Source organism: Streptomyces sp. DS1-CR2 (assembly GCF_055760475.1).
Window position 1 is genome coordinate 822636 of record NZ_CM147085.1, and the last position, 19015, is coordinate 841650.

Sequence of the window (19015 nt, forward strand, 5' to 3'; positions counted from 1 at the left end):
ATGGCACATGCTCCAACTCAGGGGCAGCGCCGACAAGTTGGCTCAGGGAGCGGCTGGCCGTCCGGCCTGAGAGGCGTCGCAGGCTCCTGTCCGTCGGCTCTTACTTCTGGGGCACTGACAGGCATGCCAGGGACGTCACTTGAGCAGTGGCGGTACGGCCGGCACCTCGATCGCGTTCTCGATGTCCTCCGCCGTCAGCTTGAAGGTGTCGGGGTAGGCGTCGCGCTGGGTGCGGCGCGCGGGTTCGATGGTGCGCCAGGTGTAGAGGCAGCGGCCGCACTGGACCACGTCCCACACGCCTGGGACGGGGGACGTGGCCAGCAGGGAGATCTCCGCAAAGGCGCAGCGAGGGCATTCAACAGGCAGGTGGTTCAAGGGGGTTGTCCTTTCGGTGAGGATCGGTGGGGTCAGCCGCGGGCCGCGATGAGGCGCTGCAGGCGGGCGGCCCACTCGGCGGTCTCGGGCAGGTCCTTGGCCGGAGTGGAGAAGTTGCCACGGACGTCGGGGGCGACCGGCGTCGTCGCATCGATGATCATCTTGCTGGTGATGCCGGCGGGCTGTGCGGCTGGGGCGAGTTCCAGGACCGACAGGTTAGGGATGACGACGACGTCGTCCTTCGGGTTGACCTTGGCGGACATGGCCCACATGACCTGCGGCAGGTTGAACGGGTCGACGTCCTCGTCGACGAGGATCACCTGGGCCACGTAGCCGAGCCCGTGCGGCGTGGTCATCGCACGCATGCCGACGGCCTTGGCGAAGCCTCCGTACCGCTTCTTCGTCGAGATGATCACCATCAGGCCGTGCGTGTACATGGCGTTGACGGCCTGCACCTCGGGGAACTCGGCGCGCAGCTGCTTGAGCAGCGGCACGCACGTGTTGGGTCCGACGAGGTAGTCGCACTCGGTCCACGGCATGCCGAGGTAGAGGGACTCGAAGACCGGGTTCGTGCGGTACGAGACGCGGTCCACGCGGATGACGGGCATACGGCGGCCCCCCGAGTAGTGACCGGTGAACTCGCCGAAGGGGCCCTCGATCTGGCGCTTGCGGGACTCGATGACGCCCTCGATGACGACCTCGCTCCCCCAGGGCACGTCGAAGCCGGTGAGCGGCGCGGTGGCGATCGGCGCGGGCGCGCCGCGCAGGGCGCCCGCCATCTCGTACTCGCTCTGGTCGTACGCCATCGGCATCCCGGCCACGATCGCCATCACGGGGTCGTTGCCGAGGGTGATGGCGATGGGCAGGTCTTCACCCTTCTCCTCGGCCTTGCGCAGGTGCTGGGCCACGTCGTGCATGGGCACGGGCTGGAAGGCGAGCCGGTTGGTGCCGATGACCTGGATGCGGTACGTGCCGACGTTCTGCTTGCCGAAGTCGTCGGGGTCCTCCGGGTCGCGGGAGACGACGGCGGCCTTGTCGAGATAGAAGCCACCGTCTCCGTCGTTGAGGCGGAAGAGGGGAAGCACCGAGAACAGGTCGACGTCCTCGCCCTCCTGGGTGTTCTCGCGCCAGGGGGCGTCCTCGCGGCGTTCGGGCGCGACGGGGAAGGCGTCCCAGCGCCGCGCGAACTCCTCCACCTGCTCCTTGACCGGCGTGTTCTTCGGCAGCCCGAGCGCGAGCGCGTGGTTGGCCCAGGAGCCGTGCACGTTCATCGCGATCCGGACGTCGGTGAAGCCCTTGACGTTGTCGAAGTGGAGGGCGGGGGCGTTCTCGCCGATGCGACCCGTCGCGTTGGCGGCGGCCGCGAGATCCGGCTCGGGCAGCACCTCGTCGGTGATGCGCAGCAGCTGCCCCTCCTTCTCCAAGGTGTCGAGGAAGCTGCGCAAGTCGTCATAGGCCATGGTGAACTCCTTTACGGGGAAGGGGACTTCAGGCGGCGTCGCCGAAGGACCGGGAAGCGGCGCGGGCGGCGCGCATCCCGGCCCAGCGCCGGGCGGCGGGCGCGGGCAGGTCGAACTGGTCGAGGATGCGGGCCACTACGTGGTCGACGATGTCGTCGACGGTCTGCGGGTTGTTGTAGAAGGCGGGCATGGGCGGCACCAGTTGCACGCCCATGCGGGCGAGTTCGAGCATGTTCTGGAGGTGGATCTCGCTCAGCGGTGTCTCGCGCGGGACGAGGACGAGCCTGCGTCGCTCCTTGAGAACCACGTCGGCGGCCCGGGCGACGAGCCCTTCGGCGTATCCGGTCCTGATCCCGGCGAGGGTCTTCATGGAGCACGGCACGATCACCATGCCGTCGGTGTGGAACGAACCGGAGGAGATGGTGGCGCCCTGGTCCTCGGGATGGTGCGTGACGTCCGCGAGGGCGGACACCTCGGCCACGGACAGGCCCGTCTCCAGCTCGATGGTGGTGCGCGCCCAGCGGGACAGGACGAGATGTGTCTCCACGTCCGGCAGCTCGTGCAGATTCTCCAGCAGGCGGACACCGAAAGGGGCACCCGTCGCCCCGGTCATTCCCACGACCAACCGCATAGGACCACCTCAAACATTTCGCTGACCTGTGCTTTCACGCTACGGAGCGATCTGGACGCGGCAGCGGTACTCTCGGGACCATCGATGGGGAAAAGCGGACACCCTGCAGGGCGCCCCGATGTCAGGGACCTGGAGTACACCCCGGCCGTGGGCGCACCGGCCGGGGTCGAGGTGATGGAACTCGCCGACCTGCTCGAACGCTCGCGGCGCCACGGCAATGACCCGTACGCGCCCCTGCGCCCCGCCTTCCACCAGCTGATCGGTGCCCGCGAACGGCCGCTGCGCATGTGGGTGGACTTCGTCGAGCACGAGCTGAGGCCCGGGTCGTGGCTGTGGATCCGGCCGGGTCAGGTGCAGCGGTTCGGGCCCGACCTGGTGTCGGCGGACGGGGTGATCGTGCTGTTCCAGCCCGGCTTCCTGCCGCCGGCGACCGTTTCGGCGGCACACATGGATCCCCCGTACGAACAGCGCCCGTCACTCCTCGAGGGCCCGGACGCGGAAGGCGTTCGCCGGGCGCTCGACCATCTCGTGTACGAGTACGGGGCGATGGCCTCGCTCCCCCTCCAGGCACACACCGAGGTGCTGCGCGCACTGCTGTCCGTGCTCGTGGTGCGGCTCGCACAGGCGCGTGGCCCGGCGCCGCGGCCGACCCCCGCGTCGGAGACGTTCCGTCGCTTTCATGCGGCCGTCGAGCGTGACCACGCGGTGACCCGGCGCGTCGAGGACTACGCAGCGGCACTCGGCTACAGCCCGCGCACGCTGACCCGGGCCACGCTCGCCGCGACGGGACGTACGGCCAAGCAGTACGTCGACGACCGGGTCCTTCTGGAGGCCAAGCGCCTGTTGCAGCACAGCGGCCTGACAGCGAAGGAGGTCACCGACCGGCTCGGGTTCACGGACGCGAGCGATTTCACCAAGTTCTTCCGCCTGCGGACGGGCATGACGCCGGGAGCGTTCCGCGGAAAGTAGACGGGCAACGGACGCATAGGCGACAACGCTCGCCTGCCATCTTGCCGGCGCGGCGACCGGGCGGACGAACACCACACCATCGCCGGCTTCACCTCCGGGCGGGACTTACCTCTGATTCCCCGGGCTGCTCATTGCGGGCGTTGTGTACGTCCTGGGCCAACTCCCCGGCGGACTCGGGGGCGAGGCGGTAGAACCCTTGGAGGCTGATCGCGCGTTCGAGACGGCCGTCCACCACGTGTTTGAGGTTGCGGGTCTGCCCGCGGCGGTTGCGCCACGTGAGCGTCGTGAGAAGTTCGCCCGGGATCGGCATATCGAAGCGGACGGGCGTCGCGTCCACGTGCACCGCGGAGGCACCACAGCCGCCCGCTCCGAGCGCGGACCAGTCGCCGTGCCCGGGAAACGCCGGATCCTGCCACGTCGCGGGGGCCGTGCCGCAGCAGGCGCTCCGCTCCATGTCGAGCACCTTCATTCGGCTTACCACGAACACCTCGCCGCGATTGACATGCAGCGCGAACACCTCGTCCCCAGCACGGGCAGCCGACCAGGAGGGGAGGGAGGTATGGATGCCGCTGAACGCGACCGGCGGCCGCTCGCCCACGCGGTTGGCCTTGCGCAGGGCGCGGCAGGTGTCATGGGTCCACAGGACAGTGAAGGCGTCAGGCATGCGGTGATCCTACGAACGGGGACTGACACCCGGCATCGACGGATCCGCCCCCTCCCACGCCGCGCGCAGCAACCCTCGTACGCCGTCGGCCGTGACCGGACGCGGATTGTCCGCCGGGGCCGCCTCCAGGATCGCCGGCACCGCGTCGTCGATGTCCCGCTCGGCGAGGCCGTAGTCGCGTAGCGCGGTCGGCGCGTCCACCGCCCGGCGCAGCCACTGCAGCCCCTCGATCGCCGAGCCCGTGCCGAACGCCTCCGCGATCCTGCGCTCGGCGTGCGGTGCGGCGGGGGCGTTGAAGGCCAGCACGTACGGCAGGACGACGGCGTGCGTCTGGGCGTGCGGCAGGTCGAAGCGGCCGCCCAGTACATGGCAGATCTTGTGGTGCAGGCCCGACCCCGCCGACGAGAACGCGACCGCCGACAGGTACGCCCCGTACAGCATCTGCTCGCGGCCCTCGATGCCGGAGGGATCGGCGACGACTGCGGGCAGTGCGGCAGCGAGCGCGCGGATGCCCTCCCCGGCCATTGCCTGGTCGACCGGGTCGGTGCGCGGTGCCCACATCGAATCGACGCAGTGGGCAAGGGCGTTGAGGCCGGAGGCGACACTCATCCGCACGGGGAGCGTGAGGGTGAGCATCGCGTCGTAGACGATCGCGCGCGGCAGGACGCGGGCGTCCACGCCGGTCGTCTTGCGGCCGTCCTCGGTGAGGCCCCAGACGCTGGTCGCCTCCGACCCCGCGTACGTGGTCGGGACGGCCACGATCGGCAGCCCCGTCGTGAGCGCGACGGCCTTGGCCAGGCCGGTCGTAGAGCCACCGCCGACGCACACCAGCACGTCCGCATCGTGCCGGGCCGCTGCCGCCCGAGCCCGTTCGGCCGTGGCGAATGGGACGTGCATCGCCACGTCGTCGTGGTGCACGACCACCGGGGCGTCGGCGGTGACGGACTTGGCCCGTTCGGCTTCGCGGACCGTCGCGATGACCATCACGCGGGCGCCACCGAGCCGTTCGACCTCGGCGTGCACGGCTGCGCGTGCGTCGCCGGAGGCGAAGTGAACGCGCTGCGGCAGCGTCTCGTGCTCGAATCGCATGGATCGTTCTCCTTCTCGCTCCGATTCCTGCGCCGGTTCCTGCTCCGACGGTCGCGTCACGCGCGCCGCAGCACTATGTCGAAGCGGACGCGGGTCCAGCTCAAGTCGGTGAGGGTACGGCCGTCGGGGGCCGGTGTGCCGGGTGCCTGCCGGTCGAACCCCTTGACGAGGGAGTCCTTGACGCCGAACACAGCGTCCTGCGTGAGGAGTTGATCGCCTTCGACGAAGATGTGAGTGATCACGGCGCGGTGGCCGGGGGCGGTCGCCTTGAAGTGCAGATGGGAGGCGCGCAGCGGGGAGCGTCCGGTCTTCTCCAGGAGTTCACCGACCGGCCCGTCGTGCGGGATCGCGTACGGGGTGGGGGTGAGTCCCCAGAACGCGTAACGTCCCTGGTCATCGGTGAAGAGATGCCCCCGGCCCGCCGTGCGGTCCGGCCCGTACTGCACGTCGTAGAGGCCGTCCTCGTCGGCTTCCCATACGTCGAGCCGGGCTCCGGCGACCGGGTTTCCGTCGGTGTCGGTGACTGTGCCCTCGACCCAGCAGGGCTCTCCTGGGGCTCCCCCCGCCAGGTCGCCGCCGATGGGAATCTCCGGGGAGCCCTCCACGAAGAACGGTCCGACCACTGTCGCTTCGGTTGCGTGCCCGGCGGCGTCATGGTTGATGTTGATGGTCTGCATGGAGGCCCCGAGCACGTCGGACAGGAGCACGAACTCCTGACGCCGGTCGGTGGTGATGTGCCCGGCCGCGGTGAGGAAGTCAACGGCCTGCTGCCACTCCGCCTCGGTCAGTCGTACGTCACGGATGAACCCGTGCAGGTGCCTGACCAGTGACTGCATCAGCTCTTTGAGGCGCGGGTCCGTGGTGTCACGGAACGAGGCCAGGACTGTTTCGACCAACTCCGCTTCCACCTGACGCTGTTGCTCCGGCAGCGCGCCGCGCTTCTCGGACCGGCCATCGGGTCGGGCCGGCGGAGGCCCTGCGGGACGTGCTGCGTTCTGAGGCGCGGACATGGAGCGGCTCCTCCTGCTCGTTCGGCGTTGCTTCGTTCACACGGTGGCAGACTTCTCGGCGTCGGCGGAAAACATTCCACTCGATGTCCGGGACGCCAACCCGAGCTCAGACCCTCGGCTTCGGCGGGCCCAAGAGCGACACCAGCAATCCGGTGAACTCCGGTGCTGCCCACGGCAGTCGTCGACCCAGCATGGTCTGCACTTGCGCCTCGCGTCGGCGGAAGACCGGGTGGTCTACGCGTACACCTCGTCCACGCCGCCCGCACCGTGCTGGTCACCATGCTCCACACGGCCAACTGGCCACTCTCGTGCAGTCGCACCGCTCCTCCGCTGGGACCTTCCGGTGCACGGGGGTTCGCTTGCGGACCTCCTTCCGCACGACGGCACGGCGAGCCTCGCCGCATTGGCGACACAGGTGTTGAGGCTCACGGACGCGCAGGGCTGGGAGTCGTTCGCGCACGCCGGTATCTCGCTGGGCGGCGCGGTCGGGGCCCATCTCGCGGTCCACCACCCGGAACGTGTCGCCTCGCTGGGGCTGGTCTGCTCCTCCACCCACTTCGGGCCATCGGAGCCTTGGCAGGAGCGTGCCGCCCTGGTGCGGCGCGACGGGGCCGGGCCCGTGGTGGTGACCAGCCCGGGCCGCTGGTTCGGCGATCCGAAGACCGCCGAAACCCCTCTCGGGCCCGCTCTGTTGCGGGACCTCGCCGAAAACGAACCGGTCGGCTACGCGGCCTGCTGGGACGCACTCGCCGTCTACGACCTGCGACCCGGTCTGCCCCGCATCACCGCTCCCACTCTCGTCGTCGGCGGCTCCCTCGACACCGCCACCCCTCTCGAGCACGCGCGGGAGCTCGCGGACGGGATCGCCGATGCCACCCTGGAGGCATGCGCCATCGGGCATCTCGCGGTCGAGCAGCCGGAGGCTGTCGGCGCGGCGCTGAGCACTCATCTCCGCGGCAGGCTCCCGGCACGGACACATGGACCCCGGCATGCCCCAGGTATCGCGTTCTGCCGGTATCCCGATAGGGCAGCAGCATTGAATGGGGCACAAATTGGGCAACTGAGGCACAGAAGAACGGCGACGACTCGGACCAACAGCCCGCCCCACAGCCGAATATGACGCATCAGCAGAGTGCTCAGCACACGAGCTCAGGGTGGCGGTAATAATTCGATTCCAATCCCGATACCTTCCGAATTCCTGCCGAGATCGGCTCAATGAGTGGCATTCTCAGCCCGGACCGACGCGCTCCGGCAACGCTCCGAACCAGCCCTGTATCTATTCATCGTCACGCGAGGCGACGAAAGGCTGGAGACGATGGTTGGGCGACGGAGATTCCTCATGGCCGGTGCCATGGGTGGTGCGGCCATGCTTCCACGGGGGGCAGGAGGGCAGGCGTCTGCAGCGGACGGTCACGGTCACGGATCGGCGGCTGGGGACCCGTCGATTCCGCACACCCCGAAGCTGGAGAAGTACGTTGACCCGCTGCCCATCCCGAGGGCAGCCATCTCGGATCCCTCCGTCTATCCGGGCGCCGACTTCTACGACATCACGATGCGGCCAGGCAGGTGGCGCTTCCACCGGGATCTCGGGCGGGCCAAGGTGTGGGGCTACTGGGCCGCGAACCCGCACGACCCTCGTAAGCCGATCGGCATGGGCTACCTGGGGCCGACCCTCAACGTGACCAGGGACCACCCGACGCTCGTCAAGTGGCGCAACCACCTCCCGACCACCCACCTGTTCCAGTTCGTGATCGATAAGATTCGCTCGGGGGACCCCCAACTCACCCCGACCCCTCCGCCCCCCTACAAGCCGATGCAGCCGTTCCCCAAGAACGTCAACGTGTGGAACGTCGTACACCAGCACGGCGGTTTCACGGCGCCGCAGTCCGACGGCCTGCCGCTCCAGTCGTTCAGCCCGGACGGCATCCACGCCGAGTCCTACACCACCCTGGACCCGAAGCGGGTCGCACCCAACGAGGCGATCTGCGGCTACACCAACCACGACCGTTCCTGCATGCTCTGGTATCACGACCACGGCATGGGGATGACCAGCGTCAACGTCTACGCGGGCCTTGCCGGTCTCTACTTCATCCATGACCCCGCCGACGATCGGCTCGGACTGCCGCAAGGCGAATTCGAGGTCCCCCTCATCCTGCAGGACCGGACCTTCCACCCGGACGGCTCGCTCGCCTACACCATGACCTTGCAGCAGGGCGAGGACACCCCGGTCGTCAACGGGAAGGCATACCCCTTCCTGGAGGTCGAGCGACGACGCTACCGGCTGCGCGTTCTCAACGCTTCGAACGAGCGCTTCTGGCGGCTGAGGTTCGACGTTCCCGAGGACGTACTGCCTCAGCCCGTCCTGCCGTTCTGGCTGATCGGCACCGACGGCGGTCTCCGCACCCCGTTGCGCATGCTGAACTTCCTGATCTCGCCGGCCGAGCGGTACGACCTGATCGTCGACTTCAGCAAGCTGCCCATGGGCACGAAGGTCACGCTGACGAACTACAACGCGCCCGTGCACTTCCCCGGCGGCGACGGACCGGAAATCTCGGAAATCATGGAATTCCGTGTCACCAAACCGTTGTCCGGAGGCGGAGACAGGACAACGCCGCCCATGAAGCTCGAGCTGCCGAAGGCCGCACCCATCGAGGTGACGGCGCATACCCGCCGGCGGGAATGGGTCCTCTACCAGCACCAGCTATTCGGCACCATGACGTTCAACGCGGTGCCGTTCATGGAGCCGTCCGAGGACTTCATCAAGGCGGGATCGACCGAGATCTGGGAGTACGTCAATCCCAACCACGACGGCCACCCGATGCATGTCCACCTCGTCAACTTCCAGGTGTTGAACAGGCAGCCGATCGACGCGGCCGGCTACCAGGACCAATACGAAAAGTGGATCGACGGTGGCCGCAAACCAGAGGACAAGCCGGTGTTGGCGAACTATCTCACCGGTCCGCCGATTCCGCCGGACCCGGACGAAGCACTGTCCCGCAAGGACACGTTCAAGTCCTATCCGGAAACAGTGACCAGAATCGCCATCAATGAATTCGACCCCCCGACGGAAAGGATCGCCGGGCTGCCGGGAAGCGGCACCGAGCTGCCGGCGACGTACGTCCAGCACTGCCACATCCTCGAACACGAAGACGACGACCTGATGCGCCCGTGGACGATCGTCGGCCGCGACGACCACGGCGCGCACGACCAGGCCGGTGGCGACCACGACGGCGGACACGGCGACGACCACTGACAGGATCGATCGACCGACGCTTGCCGCCCCGGGCCCTGACCGCGGGGCGGCGAACGCGCGTTGGAGGTCGCGCACCGGATGGGTCGCCGAAGCCGGCCGTTCTCGGCTCGGCTACTCTCAGCGCCACTGACGTGCACTCTGCGATCCGGTCCGGACAAAGTGCCACCGGATCGTCACTCAGGAGGCGCCAACTCTTGACTTTCTCCCCCTCGTGAACGAGAGGGGATTCCTACGGCTCGCGCCGTGGGGTTTCCTGCTTCGTCGCCGATCGCCCGCCCGGAGTTCTCCGTTGAGGTCTTACACCAGCTCCACAGGCTGTCACCGCCAGTCCGGCGGCCAGCAGGTTGTTCGCTGCGTTCGTGTCCCGGTCGTGGGTCGTTCCGCAGCTGTCGCAGGTCCAGGTTCGAACATGCAGCGGCATGTTCTTTGCGAGGGTGCCGCAGTGGGAGCACAACTTGGAGGAGGGGAAGAAGCGGTCGACAGCGCTCACTTCCCGCCCGTACCAGGCGGCCTTGTACTCCAGCAGGCCCCGGAAGTCCGACCACGCGGCATCGCTGATGGCGCGGGCAAGGCTCCGGTTTTTGACCATGTTGCGTACGGTCAGGTCCTCGATCACGAGCGTTTGGTTTTCGCGCACGAGCCGAGTGGTCAGTTTGTGCAGGTGATCGCGGCGCCGGTCGGCGATGCGGGCGTGGATCCTGGCGACCTTTCGCCGGGCCTTGGCCCGGTTGGCGCCGTCGCCCTTGGCCTTTCGGGAGAGGTTCTGCTGGGCCTTGGCCAGGCGGGCGCGGTCCTTGCGTTCGTGCCGGGGGTTGGCGATCTTCTCGCCGGTGGACAGGGTCAGGAGATGGTCAAGACCCACGTCGATGCCGACTGCCTGATCGCTTGCCGGGAGCGGCGACACGGACGGGTCCTCGCACAGCAGGGAGACGAACCAGCGTCCCGCCGCATCCTGCGAAACGGTCACCGTGGACGGCTTCGCTCCCGGGGGGAGCGGGCGCGACCACACGAGGTCGAGCGGCTCGTTCATCTTCGCCAGTGTCAGGCCACCGTCACGGAAGCGGAAGCCGCTGGTGGTGTACTCGGCGGACTTGCGGGACTTCTTCCGCGACTTGAAGCGCGGATACCTTGCCCGCTTGGCGAAGAAGTGAGTGAACGCCGTTTGCAAGTGCCGCAACGTCTGCTGCAACGGCACCGACGACACGTCGTTGAGGAACGCCAGTTCCTCGGTCCTCTTCCATGCGGTCAGCATGGCCGAGGTGGCGTTGTAGTTGACCCGCTCCTGGCGCGCCCACGCTTCGGTGCGGGCGGCAAGCGCGAGGTTGTAGACCTTGCGCACGCATCCGAATGTGCGCGACAGCTCGGCCGCCTGCGCATCGGTCGGATAGAAGCGGTACTTGAACGCCCGCTTCACACACGTCGTGGTCACGCTCACAAACTATGGCGACGGCGACTCAACACCAAATCTGCCGGTCACCGCACTGCGATCCGCCCTGACGGCGCATCACAGCCCTTTACCCAGCTCCCCAGGAGCCCGTTTCCTCTCCGCCCTGAAGCGCGGAGTATCCACGGAGGAACCCGATGAATACGCCGGCACCGGCGCCTGGAGCGGAGCGGACTGACGGATCAGCGGTCCGGATCGGCGCTCTCGTTCCGCTGACTCCGCCCGGCTGGGTCGAGGCAGGCCAACACCTCCTCGCTGGACTCGAGTTGGCCGTTCGCGAAGTCAATGACGGCGGGGGAATCGTCGGAAGGCCTCTCGAGCTGGTGGTCCGAGACACGGCCGCTGATCCGCAGAAGGCCGCGGCGGCAGTGGATGAATTGGCTCGCATGGGCGTTGCGGCATTGGCGGGCGAATATCACAGCGTCGTCGCTCGCGCCGCTGCTGCCAGGGCCGACGCCCTCGGCATGCCCTACCTCTGCTCGTCAGCGGTTCTCGACGCGCTCACCGATCAGCCGACTGAATGGGTCGCGCGCCTCGCGCCGGCGCAGTCCCACGGGTGGCAGATATACGCGGACTTCCTCCTCGGCGCGGGCCACAGCCGAATCGCCGTGGCAGCCCAGCCGAGTGTCTACTGGGCATCCGGGGCCCGCATTCTGCGGGATTACCTCGCTCCACGCGGCGGCGCCGTCATCGAACTCGACATGCGCGAGTTCGACCCCGCGGCGCTGTGCGACGAACTCGTCGAAAATCACGCAACAGCCCTGCTTCTTCTGGTCGGCCATCCGGAGCCGGCAGTGTCGATCGTCAAGTCCGTACGCCACGACCAGCGCCTCGCCGAGATGCTGATCGGTGCTCCGGCGGGGCAACCGGAGTGCGCAGAATGGGCGAAGCTGCTGGGCGACGACGGCGCCGGGATCCCGTTCCTGCGCTACCTGCCGGAGCACCTCACCCCCCTCGGTGTACGAGTCGAGACGGCACTCCGTGAGCGGCTGGGCGAAGCGCCCTCCTTCGTCGCCTTCGAGGGCTACGACACGATCGCTGTCCTCGCCGATGTGCTGCGTGCGCACGGCGCGGACCGGTCGCGCATTGCCGAATCCTGGCCGCGCGTTGCAGTCGAAGGCACCCGCGGGCAGATCAAGTTCTCCCGCACGCCTGGCATCAGCGTGTGGCAATGGGCCTGGACGTCGGTCCAAGTGGTTGACCAGGATCCGGCGGAACCCGATCGCTTTCGGATCCTCCACACCGGCTGACCGAGCACGGAGGATGGTTCAGGCACGGCAGCCCAGCGTCTCCAGCGGCGGCTTCGCAAGGAGGCCCCCCGACTCGCCGCAGTACGCGCCGCTCCAGGACCCGACGATCGAGCTGGGCGTACGGGCCCTGCTGGGCGCCGCCCGCACCTGGCTCGCCGATGGGGAGTAATGACGAGCCGGTGCTGACCGGCCACGGGTGAAGGGCGGGCGCGCCTCACCTGTGGCCGGTCCACCCCGCTTCGTCCTGTACGCGGCCACGCCGTCCACCCGGATTCACCGGCTCGGCGGGCCACGGTCGTGGCAGAAAGCCTTCTCCGCCGTGTCGGGGCCGCCGTACTGGCACATGGCAGCGCCTTCGTCGACGCATGCGCAGACGCGAGCTGGCCCCGGGCTTTCTTGGTCACGTGCAGGCCCCTGCTGGGAATTCGAGTTCGTCGGTGATGCGGGCCCTGCGGGTACGAGAGACCGTCAGCGCGAGCGCCTGGGCGACTGCTCCGGACAGTCCGGTCCACAGGGCGAAGCGATAGCTGACCTGGTCGGCGAGTACTCCACCGAGCGGTGCCCCCACGGCTACCATTCCCCAGTTCATCGAGCGGATCGTCGCGTTCATGCGCCCGCGCAGCCGGTCGGGTGTCACCGCTTGCCGATAGCTCATCTCCACCGGGCTCTCGATGCCGATGGCCAGGGACACGATGAAGAAGGCGAGCGACACGGAGGCAAGCGCCCACGGTCCACGTCCGGCCAGGACCAGGGGCAGCCAGCCGATCGCGGCGAACAGGCGGAAGGCGATCAGAGTGGGGCCGACGTCCAGCCTGCCGGCCACGCGTGCGGAGAACGCGCCGCCGAGCACCGCTCCGACACTCGCGAAGGCGTAGGTGACCGCCAGGCCGAATTCGCCGATCTTGAGATCGTTCAGGGCGAAGACCACGAAGACGGTGCTGACCATGCTGTTGAAAAGCAGCATCGCGTGTGAGGTCAGGGCGATGGATGCCAGCGTGCGATGCCGGTAGACCCACGCCACCCCTTCGCGCAGCTCGCTGCCGAGGCCGCGCCGTGCGCCGCCGTCGGGGACGGGGTCGGGTGCCTTCACCGAGGCGAGCAACAAGGCCGACATCAGATAGGTGACGGCGTCCACCAGCACGGCCAGCGGCGCCCCCATGATTTTGATCAGTACCCCGCCGATCAGAGGGCCCGTCGAGCCGGCCACCGCGCCCGCCTGCTCCACACGGGCGTACCCAGCGTTGAGCAGTTCTTTTGGTACCAGCTGTGGCACGTACGACTGGTTCGCCGCGTCGAACAGCAGTGACAGCACCCCGAACGCGAAGACGAACAAGCACAGCGTGGGGATAGTGAGCCGGTCCAGCGCATACAGCACGGGTATCGCGCCGAGCAGGACCGCCCTTCCGAGGTCCGTGGTGACCATCATCGGCTTGCGTCGGCGGCGGTCCACCACTACCCCGGCCACGAGTCCGAAGAGCAGATACGGAACCCAGCGGGCGGCGTTGACGATGCCGACCTCAGTGGCGGAGGCGCTCAGCGCCACGGCGGTGAGGATCTGCAAGGCCAGCCCCGTGACCTGAGAACCGAAAGCGGATACCGCCGAAGCGGTCCAGAAGCGTACGTACCCAGGAACTTCCACCAGGCGCGGCATGGCTGGACAGTACCAGCGAGGGATCACCGGCAGACCGAGCCGGACTCGTGGGAAGCCGGAAGGGGCGAAGGCCAACGGGCGGGCCACCAGAGCCTGCACCTGTGCCCAACGCTCCTGTATCCGTGGGCAGTTGTCACTGGTTCTGCGAGTCGAGTCCTTCCAGCATCCGGCGCTGGTGGCGGTGGCCGATCGTCTCGTAGCCGACCACGGTGACGAAGGGGGCCAGCATCACGATGAGGAGGCACGCCGCGATGGCGACGCCGGCCACAGACAGGAGCACCGCCACGAGCAGTACCGCCAGCGTGAGCGAGATCAGCAGCACGTGGAACGGGTCGGCCGTGGACAGCAGCAACGTGTGGAGGAGATACACCATGAGCAGGTAGAGGCCGACCGGGACGGCCAGGGACAGCACCACGGCGACGTCACTGATCTCCGCGTGGTGCTCCAGGTGCAGTCCCGCCACGTGGAGGCCGGCTCCGGCGCCGGCCACGCCGGCGAAGAGCGGGATGTGCCCGTAGCCGAAGAGGTATCCGCGGCTGCGTCGGTGCACGAGGATGTCGCCGAAGGGGGTGGAGAAGTACACCCACCACATGCCGAAGGTCAGTCCGACGCCGGCGACGACCACGGCGATCGCGTTGCCGCTCCAATGGGTTCCGTCCACACCGCCGAGAAGCTCGCCCGAGGACGCGACGGTCCCGACGACGCCCTCCCCGAGAACGATGATGGCGAACAGGCCGTACCGCTCCGCGACATGGTGAGGGTGCCACGGAGTTCCGCCCGCACCGCCCTGGGTGAGGAGAGGCAATGTCAGTTCGAGCGCACCGAGGACGATGAAGGCGACGAACACCGCGTTGAGTGGCAGATGCATGAACGCGACGACGACCCAGCCGACTTGGACGATCACCGTCCAGCGGATGTTCGCCATTCCGACGTCCCGGAATGTGGGGGACTCCCGGACGGCACGCCACCACTGCAGCACCATCGCGATCCGCATCACGACATACCCGAGCACCATCACCCTCAGGTCGAGGTGTTCGCCCTCGTCGACCGAGTGGAACATGGCGGGCAGGCCGAGCGAGAACACGACGACGCCGATCATCTGCACCATCGTCAGCGCGCGGTAGAGCCAGTCATCCGTGCCGAACGCCGACGCGAACCAGCTGAAGCTGATCCACGCGACACTGATCGCGAACATCGCCAGCACAAACGCGGTGACCGCGTCTCCGGGATGCCCCTCGGCGACCATCTCGGCGAATTGGGAGGAGGCGGTTCCTACCGCGACCACAAATGTCAGGTCGAACAACAGCTCCAGCGGTGAAGAGACCCGTCCGGGTTCTTGGGGATCGCGGCCGGTCATCGGCACCCGGCTGTGCGCCAGATTGCCGCCGGCACCTTGAGGGTGGGGAGAGTCGCTCATGCGGAGCATGATGCCGCATGGGTGCCCGTCGAACTGAGTGATGCGGGACAGGCGCCCGAGGTGCGTCGGTCACGGTCTCGCTCTCGAAGCAGGCATCATCGAGATCACCGTCGTGGACGACGGCTCCACCGACGGCACGAAGGAGATCGCCGAGTCCCTTGGCCTGCCCAACGTGCGAGTGATCCGTCAGGAGAACGCAGGCAAGCCCGCGGCGCTCAACAACCGGCGAAGCGACGGCCTCGGCTGCTGCCCTGAGGTGGTCGGTCGCTGGAAGCACACCTTGAGCCATGCTTCCGGCGACGCCGGCACGGCTCTAAGTCGTCCGGGTAGCGGCCCGGCGCGCCTCGGCGGGGCCGGCGGCCGCCGGTAGAAGATCGGTGGGGCGGCGACCTCGGGAGGGGCCGCCGCCGCACCGACCCACAGATGAAGAGGTCCGCCTTGAAACTGCTCTACGACCCGCCGTTCCAGCGCCTTGCCGACCGGGCACTGGTGCTCATCAATGACGACGCCCACGGCGTCTCGGGCACGGCCACGGCGTGACCGCCGCTCCGCACGGGGACGTGCCAGGCAGCGACCGCTATGGCGAGGCCGTCTTCCGTCCTGAACAGGCCGGTGAGGCCGAGCGCATCGACTTCGGCGCCCTCGCCTACGACGACATCACCATGGCGCGGCTGCGGGAACTCGGCGTCGGCCCGGAGTGGCACTGCCTCGACGTGGGCGCCGGCACGGGCACGGTTTCGCGCCGGCTGCTGGGCGAGGCCGGAGTGTCACGTGTGCTCGCCGTGGACCGCGACACACGTTTCCTCAGCGCACGGCTCATGCCCGGGCTCGACGTGCTGGAAGCCGACGTCACTGGCCCGGACTTCGCCCCCGGCCGCTTCCGGCTCGTCCACGCGCGCTTCGTGCTGATGCACCTGTCCGAGCGCGAACGCCTGATCACGGCCTTGGCCGAACTCGTCGCGCCCGGCGGTGTGCTGGTACTCAGTGACGCCGTCGACCTGACGAGCGACCGGACGCCAGACACGCCGTACACCGTGATGATGCGCGCGATGTGGCAGGGGCTGCGGGCCACCATCGGCACCGATGTCTCCTGGGTTCCGTCGTACCCGCGGCTGCTGCGCGGGGCGGGGCTCGTGTCCGTGGCTGCCGAGATCCATGTGCCGCCGCTGCTGCCGGCCAGCCCCATCAGCCGCTTCTGGGCGGACACATGGGAGCGCAGCAGGGCGGCGATGCTCGCCACCGGCCTGATCGACGACGCGGCCGTCGACGCGGCGGTCCGGTACCTGGACTCCGACGAATGCGCCGCGCTGTCGGCCGGCATGCTCACCGCATGGGGATGGAAAACCGTGGAGGGCCCTTGATGGCCGGACCGACGCCAGGCAGTGAGTAGCCCGCCGCTCTCCGCCTGCGAGAAGACGCGTCGACGAGCCAGGGCCCGATGAGGGCGTCGGGCGGCGCGTACTCCGCCCCGGACAAGACCGGCGGGCCCACAACAGCCCGGCCGGCGGCAGCTCCGTACCCGCCCCTGGGCCAAGAGCCCCGTACGCTCGGGAACTCTGCTGCCGCACGGTGCTGCAATGGACGCATGCACCTCGAAAAAAGGCTCCGCACTCTGCCGGCCCGGCACGGCCGCCCGGACTGGACCACTGCCATCGACGGCGTGCTGATCTCGAAGGTCGACCAGGCGGACCCACCTCGCCCTCGATGTCCGGCACGCTGCTCGTGGTCATCACTCAAGGCGCGTCCCGGCTCCGTACGCGCCATGGGCGAGGAAGGCCGTGCGCGACCTCACGGGCCAGGACGTGTTCACCAAGGAGAGCGACGTCGCCGAGACGGTGTGGCGCGCGGTGCACGACACGACCGGCCAACTGCGCTTCCCGGCCGGTCCCGACGCGGTCCGACTGGCCGAGGCGAAGTGATCGCCCCGCAACCGCGCTGACGCCAGGAGCCGGCCCCCCACCCACACACGGGACCGGCTCGCCCGGATCGGCTGGTGGCGACGGTGGCGTTTCCCCTGCTGTTCATCGCCCCTCAACGACAGCGCCGTGCGGCCCAATTGCCGTACTGTCGATCTGGATCAACGCTGATGAGTCGCCCGTCGGCTCATCCCAGCGCCACGCAATCCCGTCCAAGTGGGCCGCATGGCACTGCGTACTACTTCTACTTCCGCCCCTTCCCCCCTTGGCCAGACGCAACGTAACCGTGCCGTCCGATTCCTCCCCTACCAAGTCCGCTCACCCGCCAGAGGAAGATGATGACCACCGTTTCGCCCTCAGCCGTTCCCTCTCATCTGGACGACGTCCTCGACGCGGTCCAGCGTCGCAGCCCAGGCGAAGTCGTCTTTCAACAGGCCGTCGAGGAGGTCCTGCACACGCTCGGCCCGGTTCTCGACCGGCATCCCGAGTACGCAGACGCGCACATCCTCGAGCGCCTCTGCGAACCCGAACGGCAAATCATGTTCCGGGTGCCCTGGGTCGACGACCGCGGCCGGATTCAGGTGAACCGCGGCTACCGCGTGGAATTCTCCAGCGCGCTCGGTCCGTACAAGGGCGGCCTGCGCTTCCACCCGACCGTCGATCTGTCGGTCATCAAGTTCCTCGGCTTCGAGCAGATCTTCAAGAACGCGCTCACCGGCCAGGGCATCGGGGCCGGCAAGGGCGGCGCGGACTTCGACCCCGCCGGACGCAGTGACGCCGAAGTCATGCGCTTCTGCCAGTCGTTCATCACCGAGCTGTACCGGCACCTGGGAGAGCACACGGATGTGCCGGCCGGTGACATCGGCGTGGGTGGCCGTGAGATCGGCTACATGTTCGGCCAGTACAAGCGGATCGTGAACCGCCACGAGGCGGGGGTGCTGACGGGGAAGGGCGTCGGATGGGGCGGCTCGCAGGGCCGCACCGAAGCGACCGGGTACGGCACCGTGTTCTTCGCCCGGGACATGCTCGCCACCCGCGGGCAGGACCTTTCAGGCCGCACCGTCGTGGTGTCCGGTTCGGGCAATGTGGCGATCTATGCGATCGAGCAGGCCCACCGCCTCGGCGCGAAGGTCGTCGCCTGCTCGGACTCCGCCGGCCACGTCGTGGATCCGGACGGCATCGACGTCGCCCTCCTGCGTGAGATCAAGGAGGTGCGGCGGGAACGGCTGAGCGCCTACGCCGCCGAGCGGCCGTCCGCCGGACACCACGCATACGGTTCGGTCTACGACATGCCCTGTGATGTGGTGCTTCCCTGCGCCACGCAGAACGAGTTGGGCGAGGACCACGCCGCCGCGCTGATCCGCAACGGCGTGCTGGCGGTCGCGGAGGGCGCCAACATGCCCTGCACCCCTGGTGCGGTGGCCCGCTTCCGCGAGGCCGGGGTACTGTTCGGCCCCGGCAAGGCCGCGAACGCGGGCGGGGTCGCGACCTCGGCGCTGGAGATGAGCCAGAACGCCGCGCGGGCGGCGTGGAGCCGGGACGAGGTGACGGACCGGCTCGAGAGCATCATGAGCGACATCCACGCCCACAGTCGCGCAACCGCCAACGCGTACACCGGCGACCCGGACGACTACGTCGCCGGAGCGTCCATCGCGGGATTCATCCGCGTCGCCGACGCGATGCTGGCCCAGGGCATCGTCTGATCCGTACGGTAACCGGGCACGTCGCCGTCTCCACGAGAGGCGGCGACGCGCCGTGCGGCGGCCTCCGGGCTCGGCCTTTCGCGGGATCGGGACCCCGCATGCGCCCAGGGAGCACCACCTGATGGTGCCGTCGGGTCAAGTGCTCTCCTGGTACGTCAAGTTGACGAAGGAACACTTAGTAAG

At 68.4% G+C, this 19015-nt stretch carries 16 protein-coding genes and 3 pseudogenes; 10 read left to right on the plus strand and 9 right to left on the minus strand.

Annotated elements, in window-relative coordinates; translation table 11 throughout:
- Positions 1-135 precede the first annotated feature (135 nt).
- The 3 genes from vdcD to vdcB are packed head-to-tail and all read right to left on the minus strand — an operon-like array spanning position 136 to position 2466.
- Complete coding sequence (gene vdcD / locus ACY0PA_RS04070; protein WP_473083366.1) at positions 136-375, minus strand: non-oxidative vanillic acid decarboxylases subunit D; 240 nt, start codon at positions 373-375, stop codon at positions 136-138.
- A gap of 32 nt (positions 376-407) precedes the next feature.
- Positions 408-1835 (minus strand): non-oxidative vanillic acid decarboxylases subunit C, encoded by a 1428-nt coding sequence (gene vdcC, locus ACY0PA_RS04075; protein WP_473083367.1) that lies wholly within the window; start codon positions 1833-1835, stop codon positions 408-410.
- A gap of 28 nt (positions 1836-1863) precedes the next feature.
- Positions 1864-2466: a non-oxidative vanillic acid decarboxylases subunit B gene (gene vdcB / locus ACY0PA_RS04080; protein WP_473083368.1), complete on the minus strand. Its 603-nt coding sequence runs from the start codon at positions 2464-2466 to the stop codon at positions 1864-1866.
- A 147-nt stretch (positions 2467-2613) separates the two neighbouring features.
- Between vdcB and ACY0PA_RS04085 the strand changes: the two genes are divergently transcribed.
- Complete coding sequence (locus ACY0PA_RS04085) at positions 2614-3435, plus strand: helix-turn-helix transcriptional regulator (protein ID WP_473083369.1); 822 nt, start codon at positions 2614-2616, stop codon at positions 3433-3435.
- 88 nt (positions 3436-3523) lie between these two features.
- Here the strand turns inward: ACY0PA_RS04085 and ACY0PA_RS04090 are convergent, their stop codons facing one another.
- From ACY0PA_RS04090 to ACY0PA_RS04100, 3 genes are read right to left on the minus strand one after another with little or no spacing between them, the layout of a single operon-like run.
- Complete coding sequence (locus tag ACY0PA_RS04090; protein ID WP_473083370.1) at positions 3524-4099, minus strand: hypothetical protein; 576 nt, start codon at positions 4097-4099, stop codon at positions 3524-3526.
- A 9-nt stretch (positions 4100-4108) separates the two neighbouring features.
- On the minus strand, positions 4109-5188 hold the full coding sequence (locus tag ACY0PA_RS04095) for a maleylacetate reductase (RefSeq protein ID WP_473083371.1): 1080 nt from the start codon (positions 5186-5188) through the stop codon (positions 4109-4111).
- Positions 5189-5244: 56 nt separating this feature from the next.
- Positions 5245-6198: a dioxygenase family protein gene (locus ACY0PA_RS04100; RefSeq protein ID WP_473083372.1), complete on the minus strand. Its 954-nt coding sequence runs from the start codon at positions 6196-6198 to the stop codon at positions 5245-5247.
- Here ACY0PA_RS04100 and ACY0PA_RS04105 point away from each other — a divergent pair.
- The gene (locus tag ACY0PA_RS04105; RefSeq protein WP_473083373.1) at positions 6197-7318 is read left to right on the plus strand and encodes an alpha/beta fold hydrolase; all 1122 of its coding nucleotides are present in this window, start codon (positions 6197-6199) and stop codon (positions 7316-7318) included. The two genes, ACY0PA_RS04100 and ACY0PA_RS04105, sit on opposite strands and share 2 nt — an antisense overlap.
- A 219-nt stretch (positions 7319-7537) precedes the next feature.
- Positions 7538-9451 carry a multicopper oxidase family protein gene (locus ACY0PA_RS04110; RefSeq protein WP_473083374.1) on the plus strand — a complete coding sequence of 638 codons (1914 nt, stop codon included), beginning with the start codon at positions 7538-7540 and terminating at the stop codon, positions 9449-9451.
- 229 nt (positions 9452-9680) lie between these two features.
- Here the strand turns inward: ACY0PA_RS04110 and ACY0PA_RS04115 are convergent, their stop codons facing one another.
- A complete protein-coding gene (locus ACY0PA_RS04115) occupies positions 9681-10880 on the minus strand; it encodes an RNA-guided endonuclease InsQ/TnpB family protein (RefSeq protein WP_473083375.1) in 1200 nt (399 codons plus the stop codon).
- A 152-nt stretch (positions 10881-11032) separates the two neighbouring features.
- Between ACY0PA_RS04115 and ACY0PA_RS04120 the strand changes: the two genes are divergently transcribed.
- A complete protein-coding gene (locus tag ACY0PA_RS04120; RefSeq protein WP_473083376.1) occupies positions 11033-12145 on the plus strand; it encodes an ABC transporter substrate-binding protein in 1113 nt (370 codons plus the stop codon).
- A gap of 13 nt (positions 12146-12158) precedes the next feature.
- Complete coding sequence (locus ACY0PA_RS04125) at positions 12159-12314, plus strand: hypothetical protein (protein WP_473083377.1); 156 nt, start codon at positions 12159-12161, stop codon at positions 12312-12314.
- A 231-nt stretch (positions 12315-12545) separates the two neighbouring features.
- On the opposite strand, the gene ACY0PA_RS04130 is transcribed toward ACY0PA_RS04125, so the two are convergent.
- Together ACY0PA_RS04130 and ACY0PA_RS04135 are read right to left on the minus strand one after the other, a co-directional pair.
- Positions 12546-13796: an MFS transporter gene (locus ACY0PA_RS04130; RefSeq protein ID WP_473083378.1), complete on the minus strand. Its 1251-nt coding sequence runs from the start codon at positions 13794-13796 to the stop codon at positions 12546-12548.
- 133 nt (positions 13797-13929) lie between these two features.
- The gene (locus ACY0PA_RS04135; protein ID WP_473083379.1) at positions 13930-15213 is read right to left on the minus strand and encodes a low temperature requirement protein A; all 1284 of its coding nucleotides are present in this window, start codon (positions 15211-15213) and stop codon (positions 13930-13932) included.
- 37 nt (positions 15214-15250) lie between these two features.
- Between ACY0PA_RS04135 and ACY0PA_RS04140 the strand changes: the two are divergent.
- The 5 genes and pseudogenes from ACY0PA_RS04140 to gdhA all read left to right on the plus strand — a co-directional run.
- Positions 15251-15436 (plus strand): annotated as a pseudogene (locus tag ACY0PA_RS04140) (glycosyltransferase); the annotation flags it as partial.
- A 313-nt stretch (positions 15437-15749) separates the two neighbouring features.
- Complete coding sequence (locus ACY0PA_RS04145) at positions 15750-16574, plus strand: methyltransferase domain-containing protein (RefSeq protein ID WP_473083380.1); 825 nt, start codon at positions 15750-15752, stop codon at positions 16572-16574.
- A gap of 224 nt (positions 16575-16798) precedes the next feature.
- Positions 16799-16965: pseudogene (locus ACY0PA_RS04150) on the plus strand (AraC family transcriptional regulator); the annotation flags it as partial.
- Positions 16953-17132 (plus strand): annotated as a pseudogene (locus ACY0PA_RS04155) (short-chain dehydrogenase/reductase); the annotation flags it as partial. The pseudogenes ACY0PA_RS04150 and ACY0PA_RS04155, both read left to right, overlap by 13 nt.
- 332 nt (positions 17133-17464) lie before the next feature.
- Positions 17465-18832 carry an NADP-specific glutamate dehydrogenase gene (gene gdhA, locus ACY0PA_RS04160; protein WP_473083381.1) on the plus strand — a complete coding sequence of 456 codons (1368 nt, stop codon included), beginning with the start codon at positions 17465-17467 and terminating at the stop codon, positions 18830-18832.
- The last annotated feature ends 183 nt before the right edge of the window (positions 18833-19015 follow it).